The organism is Peribacillus deserti (genome assembly GCF_002863585.1).
Taxonomy (GTDB): Bacteria; Bacillota; Bacilli; order Bacillales; family DSM-1321; genus Paraperibacillus; species Paraperibacillus deserti_A.
The window spans coordinates 21,850-44,265 of sequence record NZ_PGUY01000041.1 but is presented as its reverse complement, the minus strand read 5'-3'; the positions used below and the strand labels follow the sequence as shown (position 1 = coordinate 44,265).

Below are 22,416 nucleotides of genomic sequence, written 5' to 3'. Positions count from 1 at the left end.
TAAAAGTACCATACAAATCTTTTAAAATATTATTTTTTCGCTTGAAACTAAAAGAAGTGCCCGTTACAATATGGTAGTTCGATATAATAGATGTGTAACGGCGGCTCTTTCTTTTATTTTGTAACCGCTTAAGTTTTGTAAAATTCTATTATTTTTGAATATAATAGAAAAGAGTGCAGAAAAAACAAAGGAGAATGGTATATGGCCACAGCAGGAGGAAATTTAAATATTATTTTGCGGTTGGAAATCGACAAAGAAAAAGCAACATTTGGCCGGATCGCCACTCTAATAAATGGCTTAAATGGCGATATTATAGCTATTGACGTTATAAGCGAGGGGAAATCTCATACGATAAGGGACTTTACCGTAACTGTATTCGACCAGGAGCACAGCGATTTAGTGGTCAGGGAAGTTAGAAGTATCACTGGAGTTAAGCTGCATCATGTTTCTGACAGGACCTTCCTGGTTCATTTAGGCGGTAAAATCGAAACGCGGCTAAAAACACCGATCAAGAATCGTGATGATTTATCGAGGGTATACACACCTGGAGTGGCTCGTGTCTGCACCGCTATACATAATGATGAAAGCTTAGCCAACTCCTTGACTATAAAGCGGAATACGGTTGCCGTTATCTCGGATGGATCTGCAGTTCTTGGCTTAGGAAACATTGGTCCGAAAGCGGCCATGCCTGTAATGGAAGGGAAGGCCATGCTTTTTAAACAGCTGGCCAATATCGATGCCTTTCCAATCTGCTTGAACACACAGGATCCTGAGGAAATCATCAATGTCGTGAAAGCGCTTGAACCGACATTTGGCGGTATCAACTTAGAGGATATAGCCTCTCCTCATTGTTTTGAAATAGAACGAAGATTAAGTGAAGAACTCGACATACCTGTTTTCCATGATGATCAGCACGGTACAGCGGTTGTTATTTTAGCTGGTCTATTTAACGCTTTGAAGGTTGTTGAGAAAACACTTGAGGATTGTAAGGTAGTCATTTGCGGCATCGGGGCAGCCGGAATTGCCTGCACCAAGATGCTTCTCCGCGCCGGCGCTAAAAATGTAATCGGTGTGGATAAGAAGGGTGCACTTGTAAAAACGAAAACATATGAAAACCAACAATGGAATTGGTATGCAGAAAACACTAATCCATATGAGGAAGAAGGATTATTATCCGAAGTCATTAAAGGTGCGGATATATTTATTGGTGTATCAGGCCCAGGTGTATTAAAAGCAGAAGATGTGAAAAATATGGGCAGGGACCCGATTGTTTTTGCAATGGCCAACCCAACACCAGAGATTCTTCCAGAGGTGGCAAAACCATACGTAAGTGTGATGGCGACAGGAAGGTCTGACTATCCAAACCAAATCAACAATGTATTGTGTTTCCCGGGTATGTTTAGAGGGGCCCTTGACTGCCGTGCTTCCGAAATCACGGAAGACATGAAACTGGCAGCTGCCAAAGCGATCGCGTCCACCGTTAAAGAAAGCGAATTAAATGCCGACTATATCATACCAAGCGTATTCAACGAAAAGGTAGTAGATAAAGTACGCAGAGCCGTCATTGATGCAGCGCACGAATCTGGAGTTGCAAGGAAAGAGTACAGCTTAAGCATGAAGAACCCGGCTGATGAGGTATTTATGTAATAAATGATGTACACCATATTTAAAAAAACAACTCAAGCTGCTTGAGTTGTTTTTTTTGTTATGCCTGATTGGAATTGCACTCCGAAATAGATAGACCTTACCTGAGAAATGATAAGCGTAAGGTACCGGGCATTTCTTTATAAGGTTAGATGTGAAAACGGCAGCGCCTTTCCTCTAGGAAGATAAGAAGAGTGGAGTCATCCTTTTGGTAAATTAGACCTGTTTTTTAAAATGTGTATTGAATCCTTTGTATCATTAAAAAACACCAATTCTATGGGATACTATAGTTAGTTTTTCCTTTATATGTAATTTATTCATTTTTAGGAGGTTAGGGATTGGAAAACCGAATTTTTTTGCACACCTTGAGGCTGATGCTTCTCACAGTATTAGTCGTTACAAATGCTCTAGCTGGCCATATAGGGAATGCTTTTGCAGCTTCCGATTCAGCTGCGGCTGTATTGCCGGATGGACAAGGCAAGAAGGTGCTATTTGATAATACTCACGGCCAGACAGCGGGCGCTGCGGACTGGGTCATTGACGGTGCGTTTTCTGATTTTGCGAAAGGGTTAACAGACGCTGGATTCAGTGTGGAGGAATTATCCCGACAGATTCCTTATACGTTCGGCGAGCAGGCAGTAACGTATGAAAAGTTAAAACGCTACGATGTATTCATCATCGGGGAAGCAAATATTCCTTATAAAAAGTCCGAACAAGATGCAATGGAGCAATATGTGCGTGAAGGCGGAAGCATCTTCTTTATTGCCGACCACTATAATGCAGACCGCAACAAGAATAGGTGGGATGCTTCTGAAGTGATGAACGGCTACCGCCGGGGTGCATTTGCGAATCCGGCCAAGGGAATGACTGCAGAAGAAGCAGGATCGCCAGCTATGCAGGGAGTTCAGAGCTCCGACTGGCTTGGAAGTAACTTCGGCATTCGTTTCCGTTATAATGCGATTGGAGATGTAACCGCTGCTGATATTGCAGCACCTGCCCAATCCTTTGGCATTACTGAGGGAGTCGATTCAGTAGCCATGCATGCGGGTTCAACGCTTGCCATAGTGGATCCATCGAAAGCAAAGGGGATCGTGTATCTGCCATCAACAAATACAAGATGGGGCAATGCAGTTGATAAAGGTGTTTATAACGGCGGCGGCCGGGCTGAAGGACCATATGCCGCGATTTCTAAATTAGGACAAGGTAAAGCGGCATTTATCGGTGATTCATCTCCAGTTGAAGATGGCTCACCTAAATATCTTCGTGAAGAGAATGGTTCCAAAAAAACAACATATGATGGCTTTAAAGAGCAGGATGATGGGAAATTCCTTGTTCAGACGGTAAAGTGGCTGGCGAATAAAGAAAGCTACACGAGCTTTGACCAGGTTCCGGGAATGGAGCTGGATCAGCCGACAAAACTGATTCTAGATCCTTCGCAGAAGGAAAATGAAGACCCGGCAACCTCGATCGAGCCTCAGGTTGAACCATGGGCCGCTCCAGCAGCCGGCTATAAATGGTATGATTCAAAAACCTTCAGACCTGGTTCTTATGGAGCTTCAGAAGGAACACAGCCTCCACCTCCGCCAGTTGGACAGGCAGCTTACAAGCTTGTTTATCAAAATGTTCTGCCTAACAGCCAGGAATTTCAGGTCCGGGTTGAAGTAGATGGCGCAGCAGCCGGAAGTACAGTATCAAACTTAAATCTTGGCATCTACCTGACTGGAGGTACACAGGTTGCCAAGGTTCAGAATGCGGACGGAACCTGGCCAAATACCTATGGCTATAGCTCGAATTTTTCGGTAACCGCTGACAAAACCGGACATGCTTCTAAAACGTTGACAATCAAGGTCCAACCAGGTACAACTGGTTCTGCAAACATGAGATTGAGACAAGGAAGTACTAATGTTAAGACGGAAGCCGTTACATTCGGGAACGTTCCTGCGGAGCCGCTTCCGAATGAAAATACCGCACCAGAAGTGATTTCAATCCAAGATGCTAGAAAACAGGCAGACGGAACCGTGGTTACGGTGGAAGGGACGATCACTTCAAAGCCGGGTGCCTTTGGAGGACAAGGATTTTATCTTCAAGAAGGAGCATCAGGAATTTACGTATTCCAAAACACAACAGGATTTACCTCGGGGGACTCTGTCCGCATCACCGCTGTTAAAAAGACGTTTAATACAGAAATCGAACTGGCGGATCCTGTGAAAATAGAGAAAATCGGTACAGCTGATATCCCTGCCGCAGCTGTTCAATCCTCGGTGAACGACGCGAATCAGGGAACTCTGATAACGCTGGAAAATGTTCAAATCAAGAACCTCCCGGCAGCAGGAACTTCCGGATCCTTTGAATTTGATGCAATAAACGGGCAGAGCACGACAAGGGTTAGAGTAGACAGCCGGACAGGCATTTCATTCGCTGACTGGAGCAAGTCATTTGCAGAAGGTGACATCCTTAACATCACTGGAATTTCTTCAGTGTTTAAAGGAGTGTACCAGTTAAAGCCTCTAAGTCAGGACCATTTTGAACTGTCCGATATTACGGCGCCTGTTACAGCGGTTACTGCAAATGGATTGACTGGTGAAAAGTATAACAATCGGGATGTTACAGTCATTTTTACAGGTGATGACGGAAATGGAACAGGGATCTCCAAAACTGAATATCGCCTGAACAGCGGCGAATGGCGAACAGTTACTGAACCTGTAGTGATATCAGAAGAAGGTAAAAACAGGATTGCTTACCGCAGTGTCGATAAAGCTGGCAATGTGGAGAATGAGAAATCAGTTGAGGTCTGGATCGACAAAACGGCTCCGCAAATCAGCTTGGACGGGGAACTAGCATTCTATCAGACTGATTCTGAAATGGATACGCAATTCTCGGTTGAAGACAACTTGAGTGGAGTCGTTAAGGTGGAATATGCACTTGATGGAAATGTAGTCTCTTCCATTAGTGAGGTTAAGCCCCTTTCATTAACTCCGGGAGAACATACTCTTACAGTATGGGCGGAAGATACAGCTGGCAATATTGCCTCGAAAGAATACAAACTTTTTATCTTAATGGATATCGACCATCTGGATGAATTAATCGACTTGGGTGCAGCTAACCACGCAATTACTAAGCAAGGAATCGTAACGAGTCTTCATGCTCAAGTGAAAGCGGCACAAAAAGCCAAAACAGCTGACATGCTGCATGCCTTGCTTAATCACATTCAGGCACAAAAAAGTAAAGCAATTACCGAAGATTTTGCTCAAGTAGTGGAAGAGGATATTAAATATATCTTGGAAAATGAGTTAGATTAATAGACAAGGGTGACGATTTTTGTCACCCTTTTTTTAGTGGTTAAAGAATCCATTGTGTTTCCCGCAATTCATTATTTTTTCCTCTATTACCTTCAAATTCCGCAACTGTGTCCAAAATGAAAGAGCTACATTTACGACCTCTTAATCTATCATTTACCAATCTTTACGTATCTATTAAATCTGCTTTACAATTGAGCATTATTCTTAAATGGAAGGTTAATAGAGATGGGAGATGGGTATTTTGAAAAGAAAATGGATGTCAGCAGCTGGTGCTCTAGTATTGGGAATAAGCATTGCGGCAGGTGGAGGAAATGCAATGGCAGGGGAAAAATATAAGGATATTGTGAATGTAGCACACCGAGGTGCTTCTGGTTATGCACCAGAGCATACGATCGCTTCTTATCAGATGGGCGAGAAGATGCATGGGGATTATATTGAGATAGATTTGCAGATGACGAAGGACGGACAGCTGATTAATATGCATGATGAGAAGCTGGATCGGACGACAGATGGGACGGGACTTGTCAGGGACTTTACGCTGCAGCAAATAAAGCAGTTAGATGCGGGCACCTGGTTCAACGAAAAATATCCTCAATATGCTGATCCGGAATATGCGGGATTGAAAGTACCGACTCTGGAGGAGACATTCCAGACTTTCGGAAAAAACAAAAGCTATTACATAGAAACAAAATCGCCAGACGTGTATCCGGGAATGGAAAAGGAGCTCTTACGTCTGATTAACAAGTATCATATTAATAAAGAAAAACTGCTGGTCCAGTCGTTTAGTCCTCAAAGCCTGCAAATCATGCACGAATTGGATCCATCTATTAAACTCGTTCAACTGCTATCTTACAAAACAAATGCAAATATAACAGATGCCGAAATCGGAGAAATTAAGGAATATGCCGTAGGAGTAGGACCGAACTACACATACCTAAATCGGGAGTATGTACAAAAAGTGGTCAAGAGCGGCCTGGAAATCCATCCTTACACGGTTAATGATAAGGAAACGATGGTGAAGCTGATTGACTGGGGCGTGACCGGTATGTTTACGAACTTTCCGGATCTGCTTCATGAGGTAAAAAAGGGACGATAAATCTTTATATAAAACTAGTAAAAGCTGTTCCTAACTGGGGAGCGGCTTTTTTTTTATAGGAAAAAAGATGGATTTTCGTTTTGTTCCAAAATTCGGAAAACAATTCTCTAAATGATAAGACGGCTTTTATTTTTCTGATTATTATTGAGCTAGGTTGATAAGTATACACGGATAAAGAGTTCAAGGGGGGATTTAAATGACCATGGCCGTTGATGTTGTCATTGTTGGGGCTGGAGCAACGGGCGGATTGGCTGCCAAGAATCTAACTGACCAGGGATTATCAGTTGTTGTTTTAGAAAATGGTAAGCGCTTCCAACCTCCTGTGGATTTAACAAATTCGGAAGCGAACAGTAAAAAAATCCAGTGGAATGAACCGAGGGTATATACGGGGAAGCATTCTGTCGTTCCTAAGGCTGGTATAGGGGTGGGAGGCGGAACGTTAACTTATTTAGGGGTAATGCCGCGTTTTCACAAAAATGATTTTAAAACCTACAGTACGGAAGGAGTAGGAGAAGACTGGCCTATTTCGTATGAGGACCTGGCTCCTTATTATGACAAGGTGGAGAAGGAGTTCGGTGTTGCTGGGGACTGTGGCCCTGTGCCGCCTGAACCATATGAACTTCCTATGCCAGCCCACCGTATGAGCTGGCATGCCCAAGTATTAGCTGAGGGAGCCAGGAAGTCAGGAACAAGGCCATTTGCTCCGCCAATTGCTATAAATTCGATGGAGTATGATGGGCGCCCAGCATGTATTTATTGTGGCTGGTGCGGGTCTGGGTGTCCAACTGATGCGAAGGCAACGAGTCAAAATACGTACCTGGCGAAAGCGGAAAAAAAAGGGGCCAGGGTCATTAGTGAAGCATTCGTTCATCGAGTTCAATATGACCCTGTTCAGGCAAAAGCGACGGGAGTTCTTTACAAGGATGCCGACGGAAATGAGCATGAAATCCAGGCCCGCATCGTGATTCTGGCTGCTCACGCCATTGAAACGCCAAGATTGCTGCTTTTGTCATCATGCCCTAGTTTTCCTGAAGGCCTTGCTAACAGCAGCGGGACTGTTGGAAAGTATTTGCTCAGCCATCCAACATGGATGGTATTCGGTACCTTTGACGAGCTGGTGAATGCATACAAGGGAATACAGATGGGGCAGGTTATGGTACAGGATTTCTATCAACCTAACCGGCACAATGATTATGCAAGAGGATACATCCTTCTTTCTTATATGATGACACCGATCACCTACGCTAATCTGAGCGGTGATTTCATCGGAGCGGATTACAAAGAGTTTTTATACGATTACCCCTACACTGCAGCATGGTGGGCGCATGCGGAGGGGCTTCCAAATGAAAATAATACCGTTACACTAGATCCGGACGTAAAGGATCATCGAGGATTACCGGTAGCGAGGCTAACGACTGAATGGCTTGAAAACGATATTAAACTGGCAGCTGCCGCCCGCGATAAGGCTGCAGAGCTTATGGAGGCATCAGGTGCCCGTAAAATCCGCATTGGTTTGAATTATGGGGCACATGCCATGGGAACCTGCAGAATGGGTGATGAATCAGCTTCATCTGTGGTTAACGAGTATGGCCAGACTCATGATATAAACAATTTGTTTATCTGTGATACTAGTGTTTTTGTTACTGGGACAGGATTAAACCCAACATTAACGGCAATGGCAATTGCAAGCAGAGCGGCTGATTTCATCGGTGAAGCTGTAAGTAAAGGAGAATTATAACTATCGAAAGGGAGATTGTTCATGAATCTGTCAGTATCGGAGATAGCCGCTATACTAGCGGTCCTTGCGAATGGGATAATTCCAGCGGATGGAAGGGACCAGGGAGCTGCTGAAGTGGATGCAGGCCCAGTTCTAGCGGAGAGGGTTGAAAGTGGTATTCTTAGGGATTTGTATCTGCAGGGAGTTGAAAATGCAGAACTCCTGGCTGGCCAGCATTTCGGTACAAGTGTTTGCCTGCTGGAAACAGAAAAAGTATACGACTTAATGATGTTAATAAAATCTCATCAACCCGGGTTTTTCAAACAGCTAAGAATGGATGTGTCAGCATTATATTTAAGTGATCCAAATGTACTGCGGAGGATTGGTTTCCCGGGGGCTTCAGCCGAGCGAGGCGGTTATCCGGATTTTGACCAGCCCCAGAAGATGTTAAAAGCAGAACCCACACTGTAGTTTTACCGAGGATATTAATAAAAGTGAAACCAATTGGAGGGAAAAGATGTTGAGAAAGAAATATGGGTTTATATGGCTTAAATGGATTGCGGCTGTTTTACTGCTCATCGGTGTGCTTGCAGGCTGTGCAAATGACAAAACTTCAAGTACTCCAAAAGAAGAAGCCAAGGAGAAAAAGGGCGGCTATAAAGTGGCATTAAGCAATTCATTCACCGGCAACTCCTGGCGGTCACAGATGGTAAAAATATTTGAGGCTTACGCGCAAAAGCAGAAGGAGGCAGGCAAAATCAGTGAGTTCTTTTCTTCCAGCTCCGGCAATGATCCCCAGGCACAAATTAATGAAATCCGCAACATGATTTCAAAAGGCTATGACGCCATCGTAGTAAATGCTGCCTCTCCTACAGCCCTGGCGCCTGTTCTCAATGAAGCCGTTGATCGCGGAATTGTAGTAGTAGCTTTTGATAACACCGTTGATTCCAATAAAGTGTATAACGTAAATACCGACCAGGTAGAGTTCGGCAGGCTCCAGGCTGAGTGGCTGGTCGAGCAGATGGGCGGTAAAGGAAACATCCTCTTAATCAAGGGGGTTGAAGGAATTCAAATTGATAAAGACAGAGATAAAGGACACAGGGAAGTTCTTGCTAAATATCCTGATATCAAAATTTTGCAAGAGGGCTTTGGGAATTATGATGATGCGACCACGTCTGTTGTCATTAACAATATGCTTTCCGCCCATAAATCGAAGGGCATCGATGGAATCTTGACTCAAGGAGGAGGCGAAAATGCGATTGTTGAAGCCTTGAAGCAGAATAAGATTGATCCGGCATCCATCCCATTAACAGGAGAAATGTTGAACGGCCTGTTTAAACATATGAAAGAAAGCAATGTAAAAGCATTCGCCACCGGCCAGCCGCCATACTTAAGTGCATCCGCCTTAGATGTAGCGCTGAAGGTTCTTGACGGCGAAAAGGTTGACAAGAAGACAATTATCCCGTTGCCAACAGCTGATAATAATGATGTGGATAAATGGTATGCACCCGGCCAGCCAGATAACTTTTATGTTGACTGGACTAATCCAGAAAACAGTTTTGGCTTAAAGATTGAAGATATCTTGAAGTAAGGAAGAGATTCAGACATGGTGAACCGGTTATACCTTGAGGTATAACCGTTCCATTATGCAGCTCCCCATAATAGAAGCGGAGGTGGGATACGTGGATAAGGTTCAGGAGAAAACGGCAGAACCGAATGCTCCATTACTGGAAGTAAGGAATGTCAGTAAAAGCTATGGCGGGGTCAAAGCCTTGATTGATTGTGATTTTTCGTGTGGCGCAGGAGAAGTGCATGCGCTTCTCGGTGAAAATGGCGCGGGGAAAAGTACACTGGTAAAGATATTATGCGGAGTTGTAAAACCTGATTCCGGGACGATTCGATATATGGGTGAGGAAACGACGATCGATTCTCCAATCGATGCGTCACGTAAAGGAATTGTTGCTGTTTTTCAGGAGCTTTCCCTGGTACCAGAATTATCAGTGGCAGAAAATGTGTTTCTTGGACATGAACCAAAAACGAGATGGGGCTTGATCGAATTTAAGAAAATGAAGATCTGGACAGATCATCTTTTTCAAGACCTCGGTCTAACTATTTCCCCGGAAAGCCGAGTTGCTGACTTATCTCTGGCGGATCAGCAGTTAGTAGAAATTGCAAAGGCTTTATCCCGTGAACCCCAAATAATTATCTTTGATGAAGCAACCTCTGCACTCGGGAGCCAGGAGGTAGAATTGTTATTTACCTTAATTAAGAGGATAACCAAAAAAGGGACTACGGCCATTTTCATATCTCATCGAATGGATGAACTTGATCGGATTGCTGACAGGGCTACCGTGTTCAGGGATGCAAGATATGTAGCGGATTTCGACTGGGGAACAGTGGGAAAGGATCAAATCGTGCACTGGATCGCAGGAAGGGAAGTAGAGGAAACCTTCCCGCAGAAGAAGCCGCATTCTAATGAAACTGCATTAGAAATCCGGAACCTGACTTCTTCAGGGAACTTTTATGATATTAATCTAGTCATAAAAAAAGGTGAAATTTTTGGTATCGCAGGACTTCAGGGTCACGGACAAAGCCAGTTTCTCCGTTCCTTATTCGGTGCATGCCCAATTACAGAAGGCCATGTCATAGTAAATAATAAGAGCATTATCCTAAAGGGCCCTAAGTCAGCTATACAGGCAGGAATATCATTGGTACCTGAAGACAGGAAGCACGAGGGTTTGCTTTTAACCCGGTCAGTAAAAGAGAATCTGGCATTAATGACCCTGGATAAAAGACAAAAAATGGGCTTCATTGATGGGACTTCTGAATTAAACGAACTTCACCATGCGGTCGAATCTTTAAAAATCAAAACTTCAAACTTGGAACAAGAGGCTGGGAGCTTAAGCGGCGGAAATCAGCAAAAAGTTGTGATTGGCAAAGCGATCTTAGCAGAGGGCGACATCTTGCTGCTTGCTGATCCAACGAGAGGCATAGATGTAGGGACAAAATCAGAAATTTACCAATACATGTCAAATCTTGCTGCACAGGGAATAACCATAATTTTTTACTCCACTGAGCTGCCTGAGCTGGTGGGGGTCTGCCATCGTGTAGCAGTTTTTAAACAGGGAAGGGTAACGGCTACCTTTAGCGGTGAGGAAATTACAGAACACCATATTATCAATGCCGCTCTTGGCGTAGCATAGGAGGTGATTATTGCTTGAACAATCAAGCTCTGTTGTTTAGACGAAATAAAGAAGCAGTTCTGGCTTTTGGAATCCTGCTTTTAATACTGGTATTATTCGCGCTTAACCAGAACGACTTTTTCACACGTTATGGACCTCAATCGATTTTTAACCAGGTTATCACTTTGTCTATTGCTTCGCTCGCCCAAACGCTGACAGTTTTGACAAAAGGCATTGATTTATCTATTGGAAGCATGATTGGACTCACTAACTCTATTGCTGCAACATATATGGAACCCATTTCTCAAAAGGCGGGGAGCCAGGCAGCCGGTATTCTGCTTACCGTGATTATTGTATTGGCGGCAGGCTGTTTAGCAGGATTCATCAACGGAGCCATTATTGTTTATGGTAGGCTTCAGCCCATTATTGTCACGCTTGCTACCGCTTCGGTATACGGTGGGATTGCCTTGTATATACGTCCGACACCTGGAGGAATGGTACCTTATCAGTACACAGAAATACTAACAGGCAGGATTTTTGACATACTTCCTGCTTCGGCCGTTGTTCTGGCCGTTTTTATTTTCCTGGTCTGGTTTCCGCTGAGGCGCAGCAGCCTGGGTCAATCTCTATATGCCATAGGAGGCAACGAGTACTCTGCGTTCGTATCGGGCATTAATATAGACCGGACAAAGCTGTGGGCCTATACGCTGTCAGGATTATTTTCTGCATGTGCAGGATTGTTGTTAACTGCACAAACAGCTTCCGGTGATCCGCTGGGCAGCAGCCTGTTTACATTAAATTCGATTGCGGCTGTAGTTCTCGGAGGAACATCTCTTGCCGGCGGCAAGGGGGGATATATGGGTGCAGTAGCTGGGGCATCGATCCTGTCACTGGTTTTAGGATTACTGATTTTTTGGGGTGTTCCGTCCTTCTACCAGAATGCCGTCCAGGGTGTGATTCTTTTGCTGGCGCTTTCAGTGGGGCTGTTACCGAAAATAAAAATCAAATCCTTGCAGCGAACGGGTTAGAGGGAGGAGGATCGACATGAATACGGAAATGGTCAAAAAAAATCCACTCCATTCAAAAATAACAGTCAGCGTTTTTCATAAGTATGGTGTGCTCAAAATTTATGTAACGATGGTCTCCATCTATATTATATCGGGAATTATTCAGCCCCAGTATTTTGCTGTTGATCATGTGATGCAGCTGCTTGTGATAGCCTCATTTCTAGGCATTGCAGCAATCGGCCAGACTTTAGTGGTTCTATCGGGAGGGCTTGATCTTTCGATTGCCTACACTTTGAACCTCGGAGCTGTTATCATGACGCAGGTTTCTATAGAGCATGGGGGGGTTGCAGCCTTCGCAGCTGTACTGGCAGCCGGTATTTTCATTGGGGCGTTTAACGGGATTGGAATTTCTTATCTCAACATCTCGCCCATCATTATGACCCTGGCTATGAGCAGCATTCTAAAAAGCATTACCTATGTATATTCAAATGGAAATCCGAAGGGTGCATCGCCTGACTGGCTTAGATTTCTAGGCACTGGATCCATTCTGGGCATAAAGACCGCAGTGATCATATGGATTATTCTCTCAGCCGCTGTGGTGGTTTTATTGGTCAAAACGACCTTTGGCAGAAAGCTTTACTCCGTTGGTACGAATACAAGTGTCTCCTATCTGTCCGGAATTCAGAATAAACGGCTGATCATCATGGTTTACATTCTCAGCAGTTTGTTTTCTGTTGTGGCAGGAATGATGCTGGTTGGATTTTATGGATTATCACATTTGGGGATGGGCGACTCTCTGCTTCTTCCTACCATAGCAGCGGTTGTGATTGGCGGCACCTCAATTCTTGGGGGGAAAGGCGGATATGCTGGAACAGCAGCCGGTGCAATTATTATTTATCTGTTAATGAGTATTTTAACGGTGCTTGATATAAATGATGCCGGAAAACAAATTATCTATGGTCTTGTCATCCTGTTTGTCCTGTTTTTATATGGCAGGGGGAAGGCTGTAAGATTGTAAGTTATTCTAAATTGAAGATTCCAATATTAATAATTGAAGGAGGACTTACCAATGGCGGTAAAAGTCAAGAATATGGATTGTAAGCACTTTATAAATGGAGAATATATCTCTTCTGTTGATAATAAATCCTTTGATAATATTAATCCTGCGACAGAAGAAGTGATTGGCCAGGTAGAGGAAGGCGGCGCTTATGAAGTAGACCTTGCTGTAAAAGCAGCTAAAAATGCGTTTGAAACCTGGAAGAAGTCAAAGGTAAGTGAACGGGCGGCTATTCTTCGGAAAATTGGGGACCTGCTCTTGGAGAGAAAGGACGAACTGGCACTCCTTGAAACAATGGATACTGGAAAGCCGCTATGGCTATCCAGCAATGTCGATATTCCAAGGGCGGCGGGCAGCTTTCATTTCTATGCCAATTTTATCTCAACCATGGGTACGGAGGCATATCCAATGGAAGTGGGAGCCATGAATTTTGTAGTGCGCCGTCCCCTCGGTGTCGTCGGGATGATCAATCCATGGAACCTGCCCCTTTTATTGCTAAGTGCCAAACTTGCACCGTGTCTGGCAATGGGCAACACCGTGGTTTTAAAACCGGCGCGCTGGACTCCAATGACTGCCACTCTGTTAGGCGAAATCTGTAAACAAGCAGGATTGCCGGACGGAGTTGTAAATATTGTAAATGGGGCAGGAAGAACCGTTGGTGAGGCGATTGCGGAACACAAAGACATAAGGGCTATTGCTTTTACAGGGGAAACTTCAACAGGTAAAAGCATTATGAGAGCAGGTGTATCTAATTTAAAGCGATTTTCTTTTGAGCTTGGCGGAAAAAATCCTAATATTATTTTTGAGGATTGCGATTTAGAGGAAGTGGTAGAAACCACTTTAAGGAGCAGTTTCATCAACCAGGGGGCTGTTTGTCTGTGCGGATCGAGAATATATGTGCAGCGCTCGATTTATGATAAGTTTCTCGAAAAATTCATTAGTAAAACCAGGGAGCAGATTGTCGGTGATCCTCTTGAAGGAAACACAAATATTGGGGCATTGATCAGCAAACAGCATTATAATCGCGTTCTGGATTATATAGAAACAGCCAAAAAAGAAGGCGGGACCATAGAGACTGGAGGCAACCCTGTACAAAGCCAGGAAAAGGGATACTTTTTAGAACCAACAATTATTACGGGCCTTGATAACAGCTGCCAGGTTATTAAGGAAGAAATCTTCGGGCCTGTTGTCACCGTTCAGCCGTTTGATACCGAGGAGGAAGTGATCTCATATGCAAATGATACTCATTATGGGCTTAGTGCCTCTGTTTGGACAAAGGACAGCAGCAGGGCCTTTCGGGTAGCACATGAAATTGAGGCAGGCTTGACCTGGGTTAACACCTGGTTCCTGAGGGATCCTAGAACGCCATATGGCGGAGAAAAGCAAAGCGGGGTCGGACGCCAGGGCGGAATGTTCAGCATCGATTTTTATAGTGAAGTTTCTACTATCTGTATTAAATATTAAAAACTTAAACGTTCAGCCCTTGGGCTGAACGTTTTTCTTGTGGCATGGCTTGAGGGACCAATATTATCCAACAATTATTTTTTTCATTTTTTCGAAATGCAGTATGTTCTCCTAACTCTTTTTGAAACCTATAGATTCACAAATGGTTGTTAAATTTACACATTAATGTTTTTTATACAGGAACAAAAGCGTGGATAGAGAATAATAAATACATCACCAGCTAAGATGCTGCAGAGCCGGAATAATTCCTGATAACTTAAGGTGAATAGATACAGGGGGTAGTCGAAATGGAGAAGAAACTTTATAGAAAGTTAGTTTTTCCTGAAACAGGTGTGGATCTCTATGAGAGTAAACACTTAAAAGGGCAGATGGTAAAAGAGCATTACCATGACCACTTTCAAATTCTATATGCCCTTGAGGGAGAAGGGGAAATCACCTTGGATGGAAGGACCTATGATTTTTCAAAGGACCGGGTTGTTTTGATTGTTCCTGAAACAATTCACTCTATAAAGGCTAATGAAAAACTGACCGTGCTGGTGCTGGCATTTTCCATCCCAGTACTAAATCCCTTTGTCTATAAAGGGATACTCAGCTTGATAAAAAATCATTCTAAGCATGTGGAACTGGACTTGTTCACGGCCAGCGAAATCAGGCCGTTATTCAGGAAAATGCTTTATGAACAAAAAACGACAGATGTTTACAGCGAATTTGCGATTCCCATTTATCTGATGGAAGCTCTTTTAATCCTTCTTCGCCATCAGGGAGTCAAGAAAGTGCAGGATGCAAATGATGTGAGATGCATCCAGATGAGAGAGTACATAGACACCCATTATTTCGAAAACATAACGGCTGAAAACCTATCCGTTCTGTTTGGGATTTCCACAAGATATATGAATGATATTTTTAAAAAAAAGTATAATGATACGCCATTACAATATTTGCAGAAAATTAGAATTAACCGGGCGAAGGATTTACTGTCCGAAACAGAGAAAGACATCGTATCAATATGCTTTGAAGTAGGCTATGAAACGGTATCGACCTTTTATCGCACCTTCCGTAACCTGGTAGGAATTTCCCCTAATAAATATAGGACAACTGGCCAGCTTGCTAATGACCTGTCATTATCCGCTTCTAATAATTGAGAAAAATGAGTAGTGTCTTCCAAATTTAAGAATTCTTTTCCCAATCTAGTAAGACTTTTTTGTTTTAAATATTCAAAATAGTCTGTAAGGTAAAATATTTAAATAGGGGAGAGAAAACAATGCGGAAAATGTGGAGTGGCTTGTCAGTTATCATCTTAATGTTCATGCTGGTGCTATCCGGCTGTGGGAAATCGGAATCATCCGGCACTGCGAAAGGAGGATCTGGCAAAAAGGGATCTTATACCATTAAGTTTGCACATGTTGTAAGCGCTTCAACAGCAAAAGGGAAAGCTGCGGAAAGGTTTGGAAAGCTTCTTGAGGAACGTACAAAGGGCCAGATCAAGGTAGAGATTTTCCCTGACTCCCAATTAGGTGCTGACCGTGAAATTACAGAGCAAATGCAGTCAGGAACCATTCAAATGAATGCTCCGTTTACAGGGGTATTGCCTTCTTTCGTTAAACAGTATGAAGTATTTGACCTTCCATTTTTATTCAGCGATCGGGAATCGGCTCGTAATGCAATGGAAGGGAAGCTGGGGGAAATGCTAAACAAACGCCTGGAACAGCAAGGCCTAAGGGCATTGGGATACTGGGATGGCGGTTTTAAACATCTAACTAACTCAAAGCGCGCAATTGAAGGGCCGGAAGATTTAGATGGAATGAAGATCCGGGTTTCCCAGAGTCCGCTTCTTATTTCACAGTTTAAAGCAATGGGAGCTGGAGGTGTATCGATTGACTTCGCTGAATTATACACAGCTCTACAAACCAAGACTGTAGATGGCCAGGAAAATCCGCTAAGCAATATCGTCAGCAAGAAATTCTATGAGGTTCAGGATTATATGACCTTAAGCTCACATGGATACATGGCCTATCCTCTCCTGATCAGCAACAAATTTTATCAAGACCTTCCAGAAGATTTAAGAAAGGCAGTTGATGAAGTAGCTGCTGAAGTCAATGACTGGCAGTGGGACCAGTCCGCTGCTGACGAAGTTGAATATATGAAAACGCTAGAGGATTCGAAGATCAAAATAACTAAGTTAAATGAAGGGCAGAAAGAAGCTTTCAAGGAAGCTACAAAGAAAGTATATGACGAGTTCGAGAAGGTAGAGGGAAGCCAGGAATTACTGGATGCCGTCAAAGAAGCAGAAGGTAAATAACATAATTAGTAGGGCGGCTTAGAGCCGTCCCTTTTTTGAAAGGAGAGATATCATGAAGCGAACCAATCAGTTTTTAAATCACTTTGAGGAGTATCTGGGTTTCGTTTCCCTTGTATTTACCTCACTGTTAATCTTTGTCCAGGTTGTCCTGCGCTACGTATTTAACTATTCCCTTTCCTGGTCGGAAGAGGCAGCAAGATTTTTGATCGTCTGGTTTATTTTTATAGGAAGCAGTATTGCGGTCCGGGAAAAAGCCCATGCAACCGTCGATGCCCTTGTTGTAATTCTTCCTGCAAGGTGGAAAGGTTCTTTTTCTATCCTGGCCAATTTAATCTCCATCAGCTTTTGTGTTGTTTTAATCTGGTCCAGTTGCGTTATGATCTCAAATGTTATTGCTTTTGGAAGTGTGACTCCTGCAATCGGAATGCCAATGTATATTCCATACTTGGCCGTACCAGTCGGTACAGCTCTAATGCTCATCCGATTTGTACAATTGCTCGTTACTGACATCAAAAATATACGTTCCTCAAAAGGGCCTGTAAATGATTTATCGGACAAGGAGGCAGCAAACCTGTGATCTTATTTATCGTTTTTTTCATTCTGTTATTGCTGGGGACACCAATAGCCATAGCGATAGGATTAAGCGGATTTACAGCTATAATGGTCAGCGGTGTTCCGGTTGATACACTGGCGAGGTCCATGTTTTCCGGAGTTGATTCTTTTTCGTTGATGGCCATTCCATTCTTTGTGTTCGCAGGCGATTTAATGCTTGCCGGAGGAACATCAAAAAGACTCATCGATTTTGCTAAAAAATGGGTCGGATGGACAACGGGCGGACTGCCGATCGCAGGGGTATTGTCCTCAATGTTTTTTGCAGCCCTGTCCGGATCAAGCCCGGCCACAGTTGCTGCGATAGGCGGCATTATGATTCCTTCTCTTAAGGAAGCACGTTATCCGGAAAAATTTTCGGTTGGATTAATGACGGCAGCAGGCTCCCTTGGAATCATTATTCCGCCGAGCATCACCTTTTTAGTGTATGGCTCGGTTGCGGAAGTTTCGATAAGTAAGTTATTCATTGCCGGTGTCATACCAGGGGTTTTTATTGGGATTGTACTTATGGCCGTCAGCTTCATCATCGCCAAGAGGCAGGGGCATAAACCCGATAAAAAACCGACTGCCAAAGAGTTATGGTCATCGACAATCTCTGCTGTCTGGGGAATTTTAATGCCAGTGATCGTTCTGGGCGGTATCTATTTTGGTATATTCACTCCTACCGAAGCCGCCGCTATCGCCATTGTCTACAGCATGTTCATCGGATTCTTCATCTATAAAGAACTGACTTTTAAAGTGCTGGTTACAGTAGCAAAAAGGTCCATTGTCACTTCAGCGATGATTATGTTTGTTATATCTGCAGCTAAAGTATTCAGCTGGTACCTGACGTTTGAACAAATTCCGTCCACGGTCGCGGGTAAGATCCTGCAGTTCGCGAACAGTCCGGTTTCATTCCTGTTATTAGTTATCGTAATTCTGTTGATTGTCGGTATGTTTATGGATTCCAGTGCAGCCATTTTAATTCTTGTGCCGCTATTCTTGCCGATTGTAATGGAAATGGGCATTGACCCGATCCATTTCGGAGTGATCATGATTGTCAACCTGGCAATAGGGATGCTGACTCCTCCTTTTGGATTAAATCTGTTCGTTGCTTCGGGGATCAGCAAATTGTCCATAATGGGTGTAACAAGAGGAACGTTCCCGTTTATTGTGGTCTTAATTGGTGCTTTGCTGGTTATCACGTTTGTCCCTCAGCTCTCATTGTACCTTCCAGATTTTGTATACCAAGAATAGGCAGTTGTAAGAGACCTCTCCCTAAGAAACCGTGGAGAGGTCGTTTTATGGGTAAAGGACTATTCACACCTTTTTCAACATAAATGACATGAATCTTACTATTCAGCCGTTTATTTCCGATATTGCGAAAATCATTCCGATATAGCAGAGACTCCAGTATTTAGTTTCTTTTACAATTTAAATAAGCTTAAAGCTTACTATTCATGGCATTCAGCCTGAAAGACAGGGAGGACAAGAGAATATGGCCGTTAAACACATAGGGATTATTATGAACGGAGTCACTGGAAGGATGGGGACCAACCAGCATTTAATCAGGTCGATCGTCGCTATCCGAGAGCAAGGCGGGGTTGCACTGCCAAATGGAGATGTGATCATCCCTGATCCCATTTTAGTTGGAAGAAACGAAGCGAAACTACAGGCCCTTGTGGAAAAACATAACCTCAAACGCTGGAGTACAAGTTTGGATGATTGCCTGAACGATCCTTACAATGAAATCTATTTTGATTCACAGACCACAGTACGAAGAGCAGAGGCGATACGAAAAGCAATTCAGGCAGGAAAACAAATTTATTGTGAAAAACCAACAGCTTCAAATCTGGAGGAATCACTCGAACTTGCCCAATTGGCGTATGAAGCAGGTATAAAAAATGGCGTTGTACAGGATAAATTGTTCCTGCCAGGTCTGCTTAAATTAAAACGGCTTGTCGATTCAGGCTTCTTCGGACAGATTCTTTCGGTACAGATGGAGTTTGGCTACTGGGTATTTGAAGGAGATTGGCAGCCGGCCCAGCGCCCGTCCTGGAACTACCGCGAGGAAGATGGCGGAGGAATCATCGTCGATATGTTTGCCCATTGGCGCTATGTGCTTGATAACCTGTTCGGAGAGGTAAAATCTGTTTCCTGTATTGGCAAAACCCATATACCGAAACGAGTCGATGAAAATAATAAACCATATATCTGCACAGCTGACGATGCAGCATACGCGACATTTGAGCTGGAAGGCGGAATCATCGCCCAGGTTAACTCTTCGTGGACGACAAGGGTTAATAGGGAAGATCTTCTTGTTATTCATGTGGATGGCACGGAGGGGAGTGCGGTAGCTGGATTGCGCGAATGCAAGATACAGCACAGGGTAAGTACTCCTAAGCCAGTATGGAATCCAGACATTCCTAATCCACTTCCATTCCAGGAACAGTGGCAGGAAGTGCCTGGAAACCAGGAATATGATAATGGTTTTAAAATTCAGTGGGAATTATTCCTTAAGCACGTAGCTGCGGATGAACCGTTTCCATGGACTTTATTAGAAGGAGCTAAAGGAACACAGCTTTCTGAGCTCGGCCTCCAATCATGGAAGGAACGCCGGTGGATTGATATACCAGAACTTAGCCTGGGGGTGAAAAAGAGTGGGAAAATCGTTAACGCTTCCAAATAGCAGCGGTTCAACTTATGAGTATACAGCAGGGAATTTTGGTTCTGTGGACGGACCGAAAGGAAATTTTAAAAGCAGGATAGCTTTCTCGGCCGCACACGTGGTCGCAGACCCTCTAGCGGCCACAGACCCCGTTTCGAATTCTCAGATAGACTGGGATAGTACGCTTTCATACAGAAGGCATCTTTGGTCGCATGGCTTTGCAGTTGCTGAAGCGATGGACACTGCACAAAGAGGAATGGGTCTGAGCTATGAGATGGCAAAGGAGTTAATTAAACGGTCGGCAGCCGAAGCACGTACTGTAAACGGCCGGATTGCCTGCGGTGCCGGCACGGACCATTTAACGCCCCACCCTGCCGTGAAATTAGAGGATGTTGAAGCAGCTTATGAGGAGCAATGTGCATTTGTCCAGGATCAGAATGCTCAGATCATATTGATGGCGAGCCGAGCCCTTGCCCAATGTGCTCAAGGGCCTGAGGACTACGAGCGCATTTACGGCAATATCCTCAGACAGGTTTCGAGCCCAGTTATCCTGCACTGGCTGGGAGATATGTTCGACCCATCCCTATCCGGGTATTGGGGATTTAAGAATTTGGATAATGCCATGGAAGTATGCCTGAACGTAATCTGGGACAACAAAGATAAGGTTGACGGCGTTAAAATATCCCTCCTGGATGCCGAGCGGGAAATCGAAATGCGCCGATTGCTTCCAAAGGGAATAAAAATGTATACGGGCGATGACTTCAATTATGCGGAATTAATACAGGGTGATGAGAAAGGATTCAGCCATGCGCTCCTGGGCATTTTTGATGCGATAGCGCCTGCTGCATCTGCTGCACTGCACGCCATGGACGACGGTGACTTAGCCCGATATAACTCTTTATTGGAAAAAACAGTCCCCTTATCACGGCATATTTTTCAAAAACCGACCTTCTCTTATAAAACAGGAATTGTTTTCATGAGTTACCTGAATGGGCATCAATCTCATTTCAGGATGATAGGAGGAGCAGAAAGCGCTCGTTCCATTGTACACCTGTCGGATTTGTTTACATTAGCCGATAAGGCTGGTCTGCTTTCCGATCCTGAGCAGGCCGCTGAAAGAATGAAACTTGTCCTGAACTTAGCAGGTATCCGACAGGAGGGTATGGTCAGTGGAAAACTTTAATCGTTTAAGCTTGAATCAAATCACAACAGAAAAGTGGAATCTCCGTGAAGCCGTCGAAGGGTGTGTGAGGGCAGGAATCCCATGGATCGCTCCATGGCGCCATAAGGTGGAAGAACTCGGATTAAAAGAAAGCAAAAAATTAATCCAGGATGCTGGCCTTCAAGTTTCCAGCCTTTGCCGCGGAGGCATGTTCCCTGCACTATCCAGGGCAGAACGTGAAAAAAGGATTGATGATAATAAAAGGGCTGTTGAGGAAGCGGCTGAGCTTGGTACGGATGTATTGGTCTTAGTGTGTGGACCTTCAGCAGATAAAAATATCGATGGTGCTCGGAAAATGGTGGCAGATGGAATTGAACAGCTTGTCCCTTTTGCAGAGGGCTATGGAATAAAATTAGCCATCGAGCCCTTGCATCCGATGTACGCCGCCGAACGGTCAGTGGTGGTATCGATGAATCAGGCCAATACCCTTGCCGAAGCATACAGGCCGGATCAGGTAGGCGTCGTGGTTGATGTATTTCATGTGTGGTGGGATCCGGATCTCTACAACCAGATAAATCGAGCAAAAGGAAGAATATTAGGCTTTCATGTTTCAGACTGGATCGTCCCCACTCCTGACATGTTAATGGGTCGCGGGATGATGGGTGACGGCGTCATTGAGATTGCACGAATACGAGAAGCCGTCGAAGCAGCAGGCTACAGAGGCCCGATCGAAGTCGAAATCTTCAACAAGGCGATCTGGGATCAAGACGGGGATTATACATTGAATCAAATAAAAGAAAGATATTTGAGCCATGTGTTAGTACAGCCACCCATTAAAATAAAATAATCTATATATAGACTTGTAGAGAAAGGGGAAGTGTTTCTCTACAAGTTTTTGTTGTCTTTTTGAATACTAGAGTCGTTCTCATATCTTAAAACGGGATTAAAAAGTAGATTATAAGGGGAGATTTTCAGGTCGGAATTGTCATTGCACTCAACTCTTTCAAAGGATCCTTAAGGGCCTTTGAAGCAGCAAAAACCATCGAACGAGGCGTTTTAAAAAGCTTTTCCTTCTGCAGAAACAGTCCTGGTACCGGTTGCGGACGGTGAAGGAACGCTTGACAATTTAGTCGCCGCCGTTTAAGGCAGAAAAGTGGATGTGAGCAGCTTTTAGTGCAGACGGCGGAACAGGTGATGCGGACTTATTTGGGTTCGAATCTTACAAAAACTAAT

At 44.0% G+C, this 22,416-nt stretch carries 17 protein-coding genes; all 17 read left to right on the top strand.

Features of this window, described 5'->3' with window-relative positions; translation table 11 throughout:
- Positions 1–201: 201 nt before the first annotated feature.
- The 17 genes from CUU66_RS13340 to CUU66_RS13260 all read left to right on the top strand — a co-directional run bounded on the left by CUU66_RS13340 (position 202) and on the right by CUU66_RS13260 (position 22,030).
- A complete protein-coding gene (locus CUU66_RS13340) occupies positions 202–1,647 on the top strand; it encodes an NAD-dependent malic enzyme (RefSeq protein ID WP_101642978.1) in 1,446 nt (481 codons plus the stop codon).
- Positions 1,648–2,018: 371 nt separating this feature from the next.
- Entirely contained in the window at positions 2,019–4,943 is a 2,925-nt protein-coding gene (locus tag CUU66_RS24870; RefSeq protein WP_257967992.1) for an OmpL47-type beta-barrel domain-containing protein, read from the top strand.
- A 232-nt stretch (positions 4,944–5,175) separates the two neighbouring features.
- On the top strand, positions 5,176–6,039 hold the full coding sequence (locus tag CUU66_RS13330) for a glycerophosphodiester phosphodiesterase (RefSeq protein ID WP_180955280.1): 864 nt from the start codon (positions 5,176–5,178) through the stop codon (positions 6,037–6,039).
- A gap of 196 nt (positions 6,040–6,235) precedes the next feature.
- Positions 6,236–7,777: a GMC family oxidoreductase gene (locus tag CUU66_RS13325; RefSeq protein WP_101642974.1), complete on the top strand. Its 1,542-nt coding sequence runs from the start codon at positions 6,236–6,238 to the stop codon at positions 7,775–7,777.
- 21 nt (positions 7,778–7,798) lie between these two features.
- The gene (locus CUU66_RS13320; RefSeq protein ID WP_101642971.1) at positions 7,799–8,227 is read left to right on the top strand and encodes a gluconate 2-dehydrogenase subunit 3 family protein; all 429 of its coding nucleotides are present in this window, start codon (positions 7,799–7,801) and stop codon (positions 8,225–8,227) included.
- Positions 8,228–8,273: 46 nt separating this feature from the next.
- Positions 8,274–9,347 (top strand): sugar ABC transporter substrate-binding protein, encoded by a 1,074-nt coding sequence (locus tag CUU66_RS13315; protein WP_101642969.1) that lies wholly within the window; start codon positions 8,274–8,276, stop codon positions 9,345–9,347.
- A 91-nt stretch (positions 9,348–9,438) separates the two neighbouring features.
- Positions 9,439–10,959 carry a sugar ABC transporter ATP-binding protein gene (locus CUU66_RS13310; RefSeq protein WP_180955279.1) on the top strand — a complete coding sequence of 507 codons (1,521 nt, stop codon included), beginning with the start codon at positions 9,439–9,441 and terminating at the stop codon, positions 10,957–10,959.
- Between the two features lie 14 nt (positions 10,960–10,973).
- A complete protein-coding gene (locus tag CUU66_RS13305) occupies positions 10,974–11,966 on the top strand; it encodes an ABC transporter permease (RefSeq protein ID WP_180955278.1) in 993 nt (330 codons plus the stop codon).
- A gap of 16 nt (positions 11,967–11,982) precedes the next feature.
- Positions 11,983–12,963 (top strand): ABC transporter permease, encoded by a 981-nt coding sequence (locus CUU66_RS13300; RefSeq protein ID WP_101642963.1) that lies wholly within the window; start codon positions 11,983–11,985, stop codon positions 12,961–12,963.
- 33 nt (positions 12,964–12,996) lie between these two features.
- Positions 12,997–14,466, top strand: coding sequence for an aldehyde dehydrogenase (locus tag CUU66_RS13295; RefSeq protein WP_374703000.1), 1,470 nt, complete (start codon positions 12,997–12,999; stop codon positions 14,464–14,466).
- A gap of 287 nt (positions 14,467–14,753) precedes the next feature.
- Positions 14,754–15,608 carry a helix-turn-helix domain-containing protein gene (locus tag CUU66_RS13290; protein WP_101642959.1) on the top strand — a complete coding sequence of 285 codons (855 nt, stop codon included), beginning with the start codon at positions 14,754–14,756 and terminating at the stop codon, positions 15,606–15,608.
- Between the two features lie 119 nt (positions 15,609–15,727).
- Positions 15,728–16,765, top strand: coding sequence for a TRAP transporter substrate-binding protein (locus CUU66_RS13285; protein ID WP_101642956.1), 1,038 nt, complete (start codon positions 15,728–15,730; stop codon positions 16,763–16,765).
- A gap of 52 nt (positions 16,766–16,817) precedes the next feature.
- Positions 16,818–17,342 (top strand): TRAP transporter small permease, encoded by a 525-nt coding sequence (locus tag CUU66_RS13280; protein WP_101642954.1) that lies wholly within the window; start codon positions 16,818–16,820, stop codon positions 17,340–17,342.
- Entirely contained in the window at positions 17,339–18,610 is a 1,272-nt protein-coding gene (locus tag CUU66_RS13275) for a TRAP transporter large permease (protein ID WP_101642951.1), read from the top strand. The genes CUU66_RS13280 and CUU66_RS13275 overlap by 4 nt, the downstream gene beginning before the upstream one ends.
- A 241-nt stretch (positions 18,611–18,851) precedes the next feature.
- Positions 18,852–20,042: a Gfo/Idh/MocA family protein gene (locus CUU66_RS13270; protein WP_101642948.1), complete on the top strand. Its 1,191-nt coding sequence runs from the start codon at positions 18,852–18,854 to the stop codon at positions 20,040–20,042.
- Positions 20,014–21,204, top strand: a complete 1,191-nt coding sequence (locus tag CUU66_RS13265; RefSeq protein ID WP_101642945.1) for a dihydrodipicolinate synthase family protein — start codon at positions 20,014–20,016, stop codon at positions 21,202–21,204. Before CUU66_RS13270 ends, CUU66_RS13265 begins: the two co-directional genes overlap by 29 nt.
- Positions 21,191–22,030, top strand: a complete 840-nt coding sequence (locus tag CUU66_RS13260; protein ID WP_101642943.1) for a sugar phosphate isomerase/epimerase family protein — start codon at positions 21,191–21,193, stop codon at positions 22,028–22,030. Before CUU66_RS13265 ends, CUU66_RS13260 begins: the two co-directional genes overlap by 14 nt.
- The last annotated feature ends 386 nt before the right edge of the window (positions 22,031–22,416 follow it).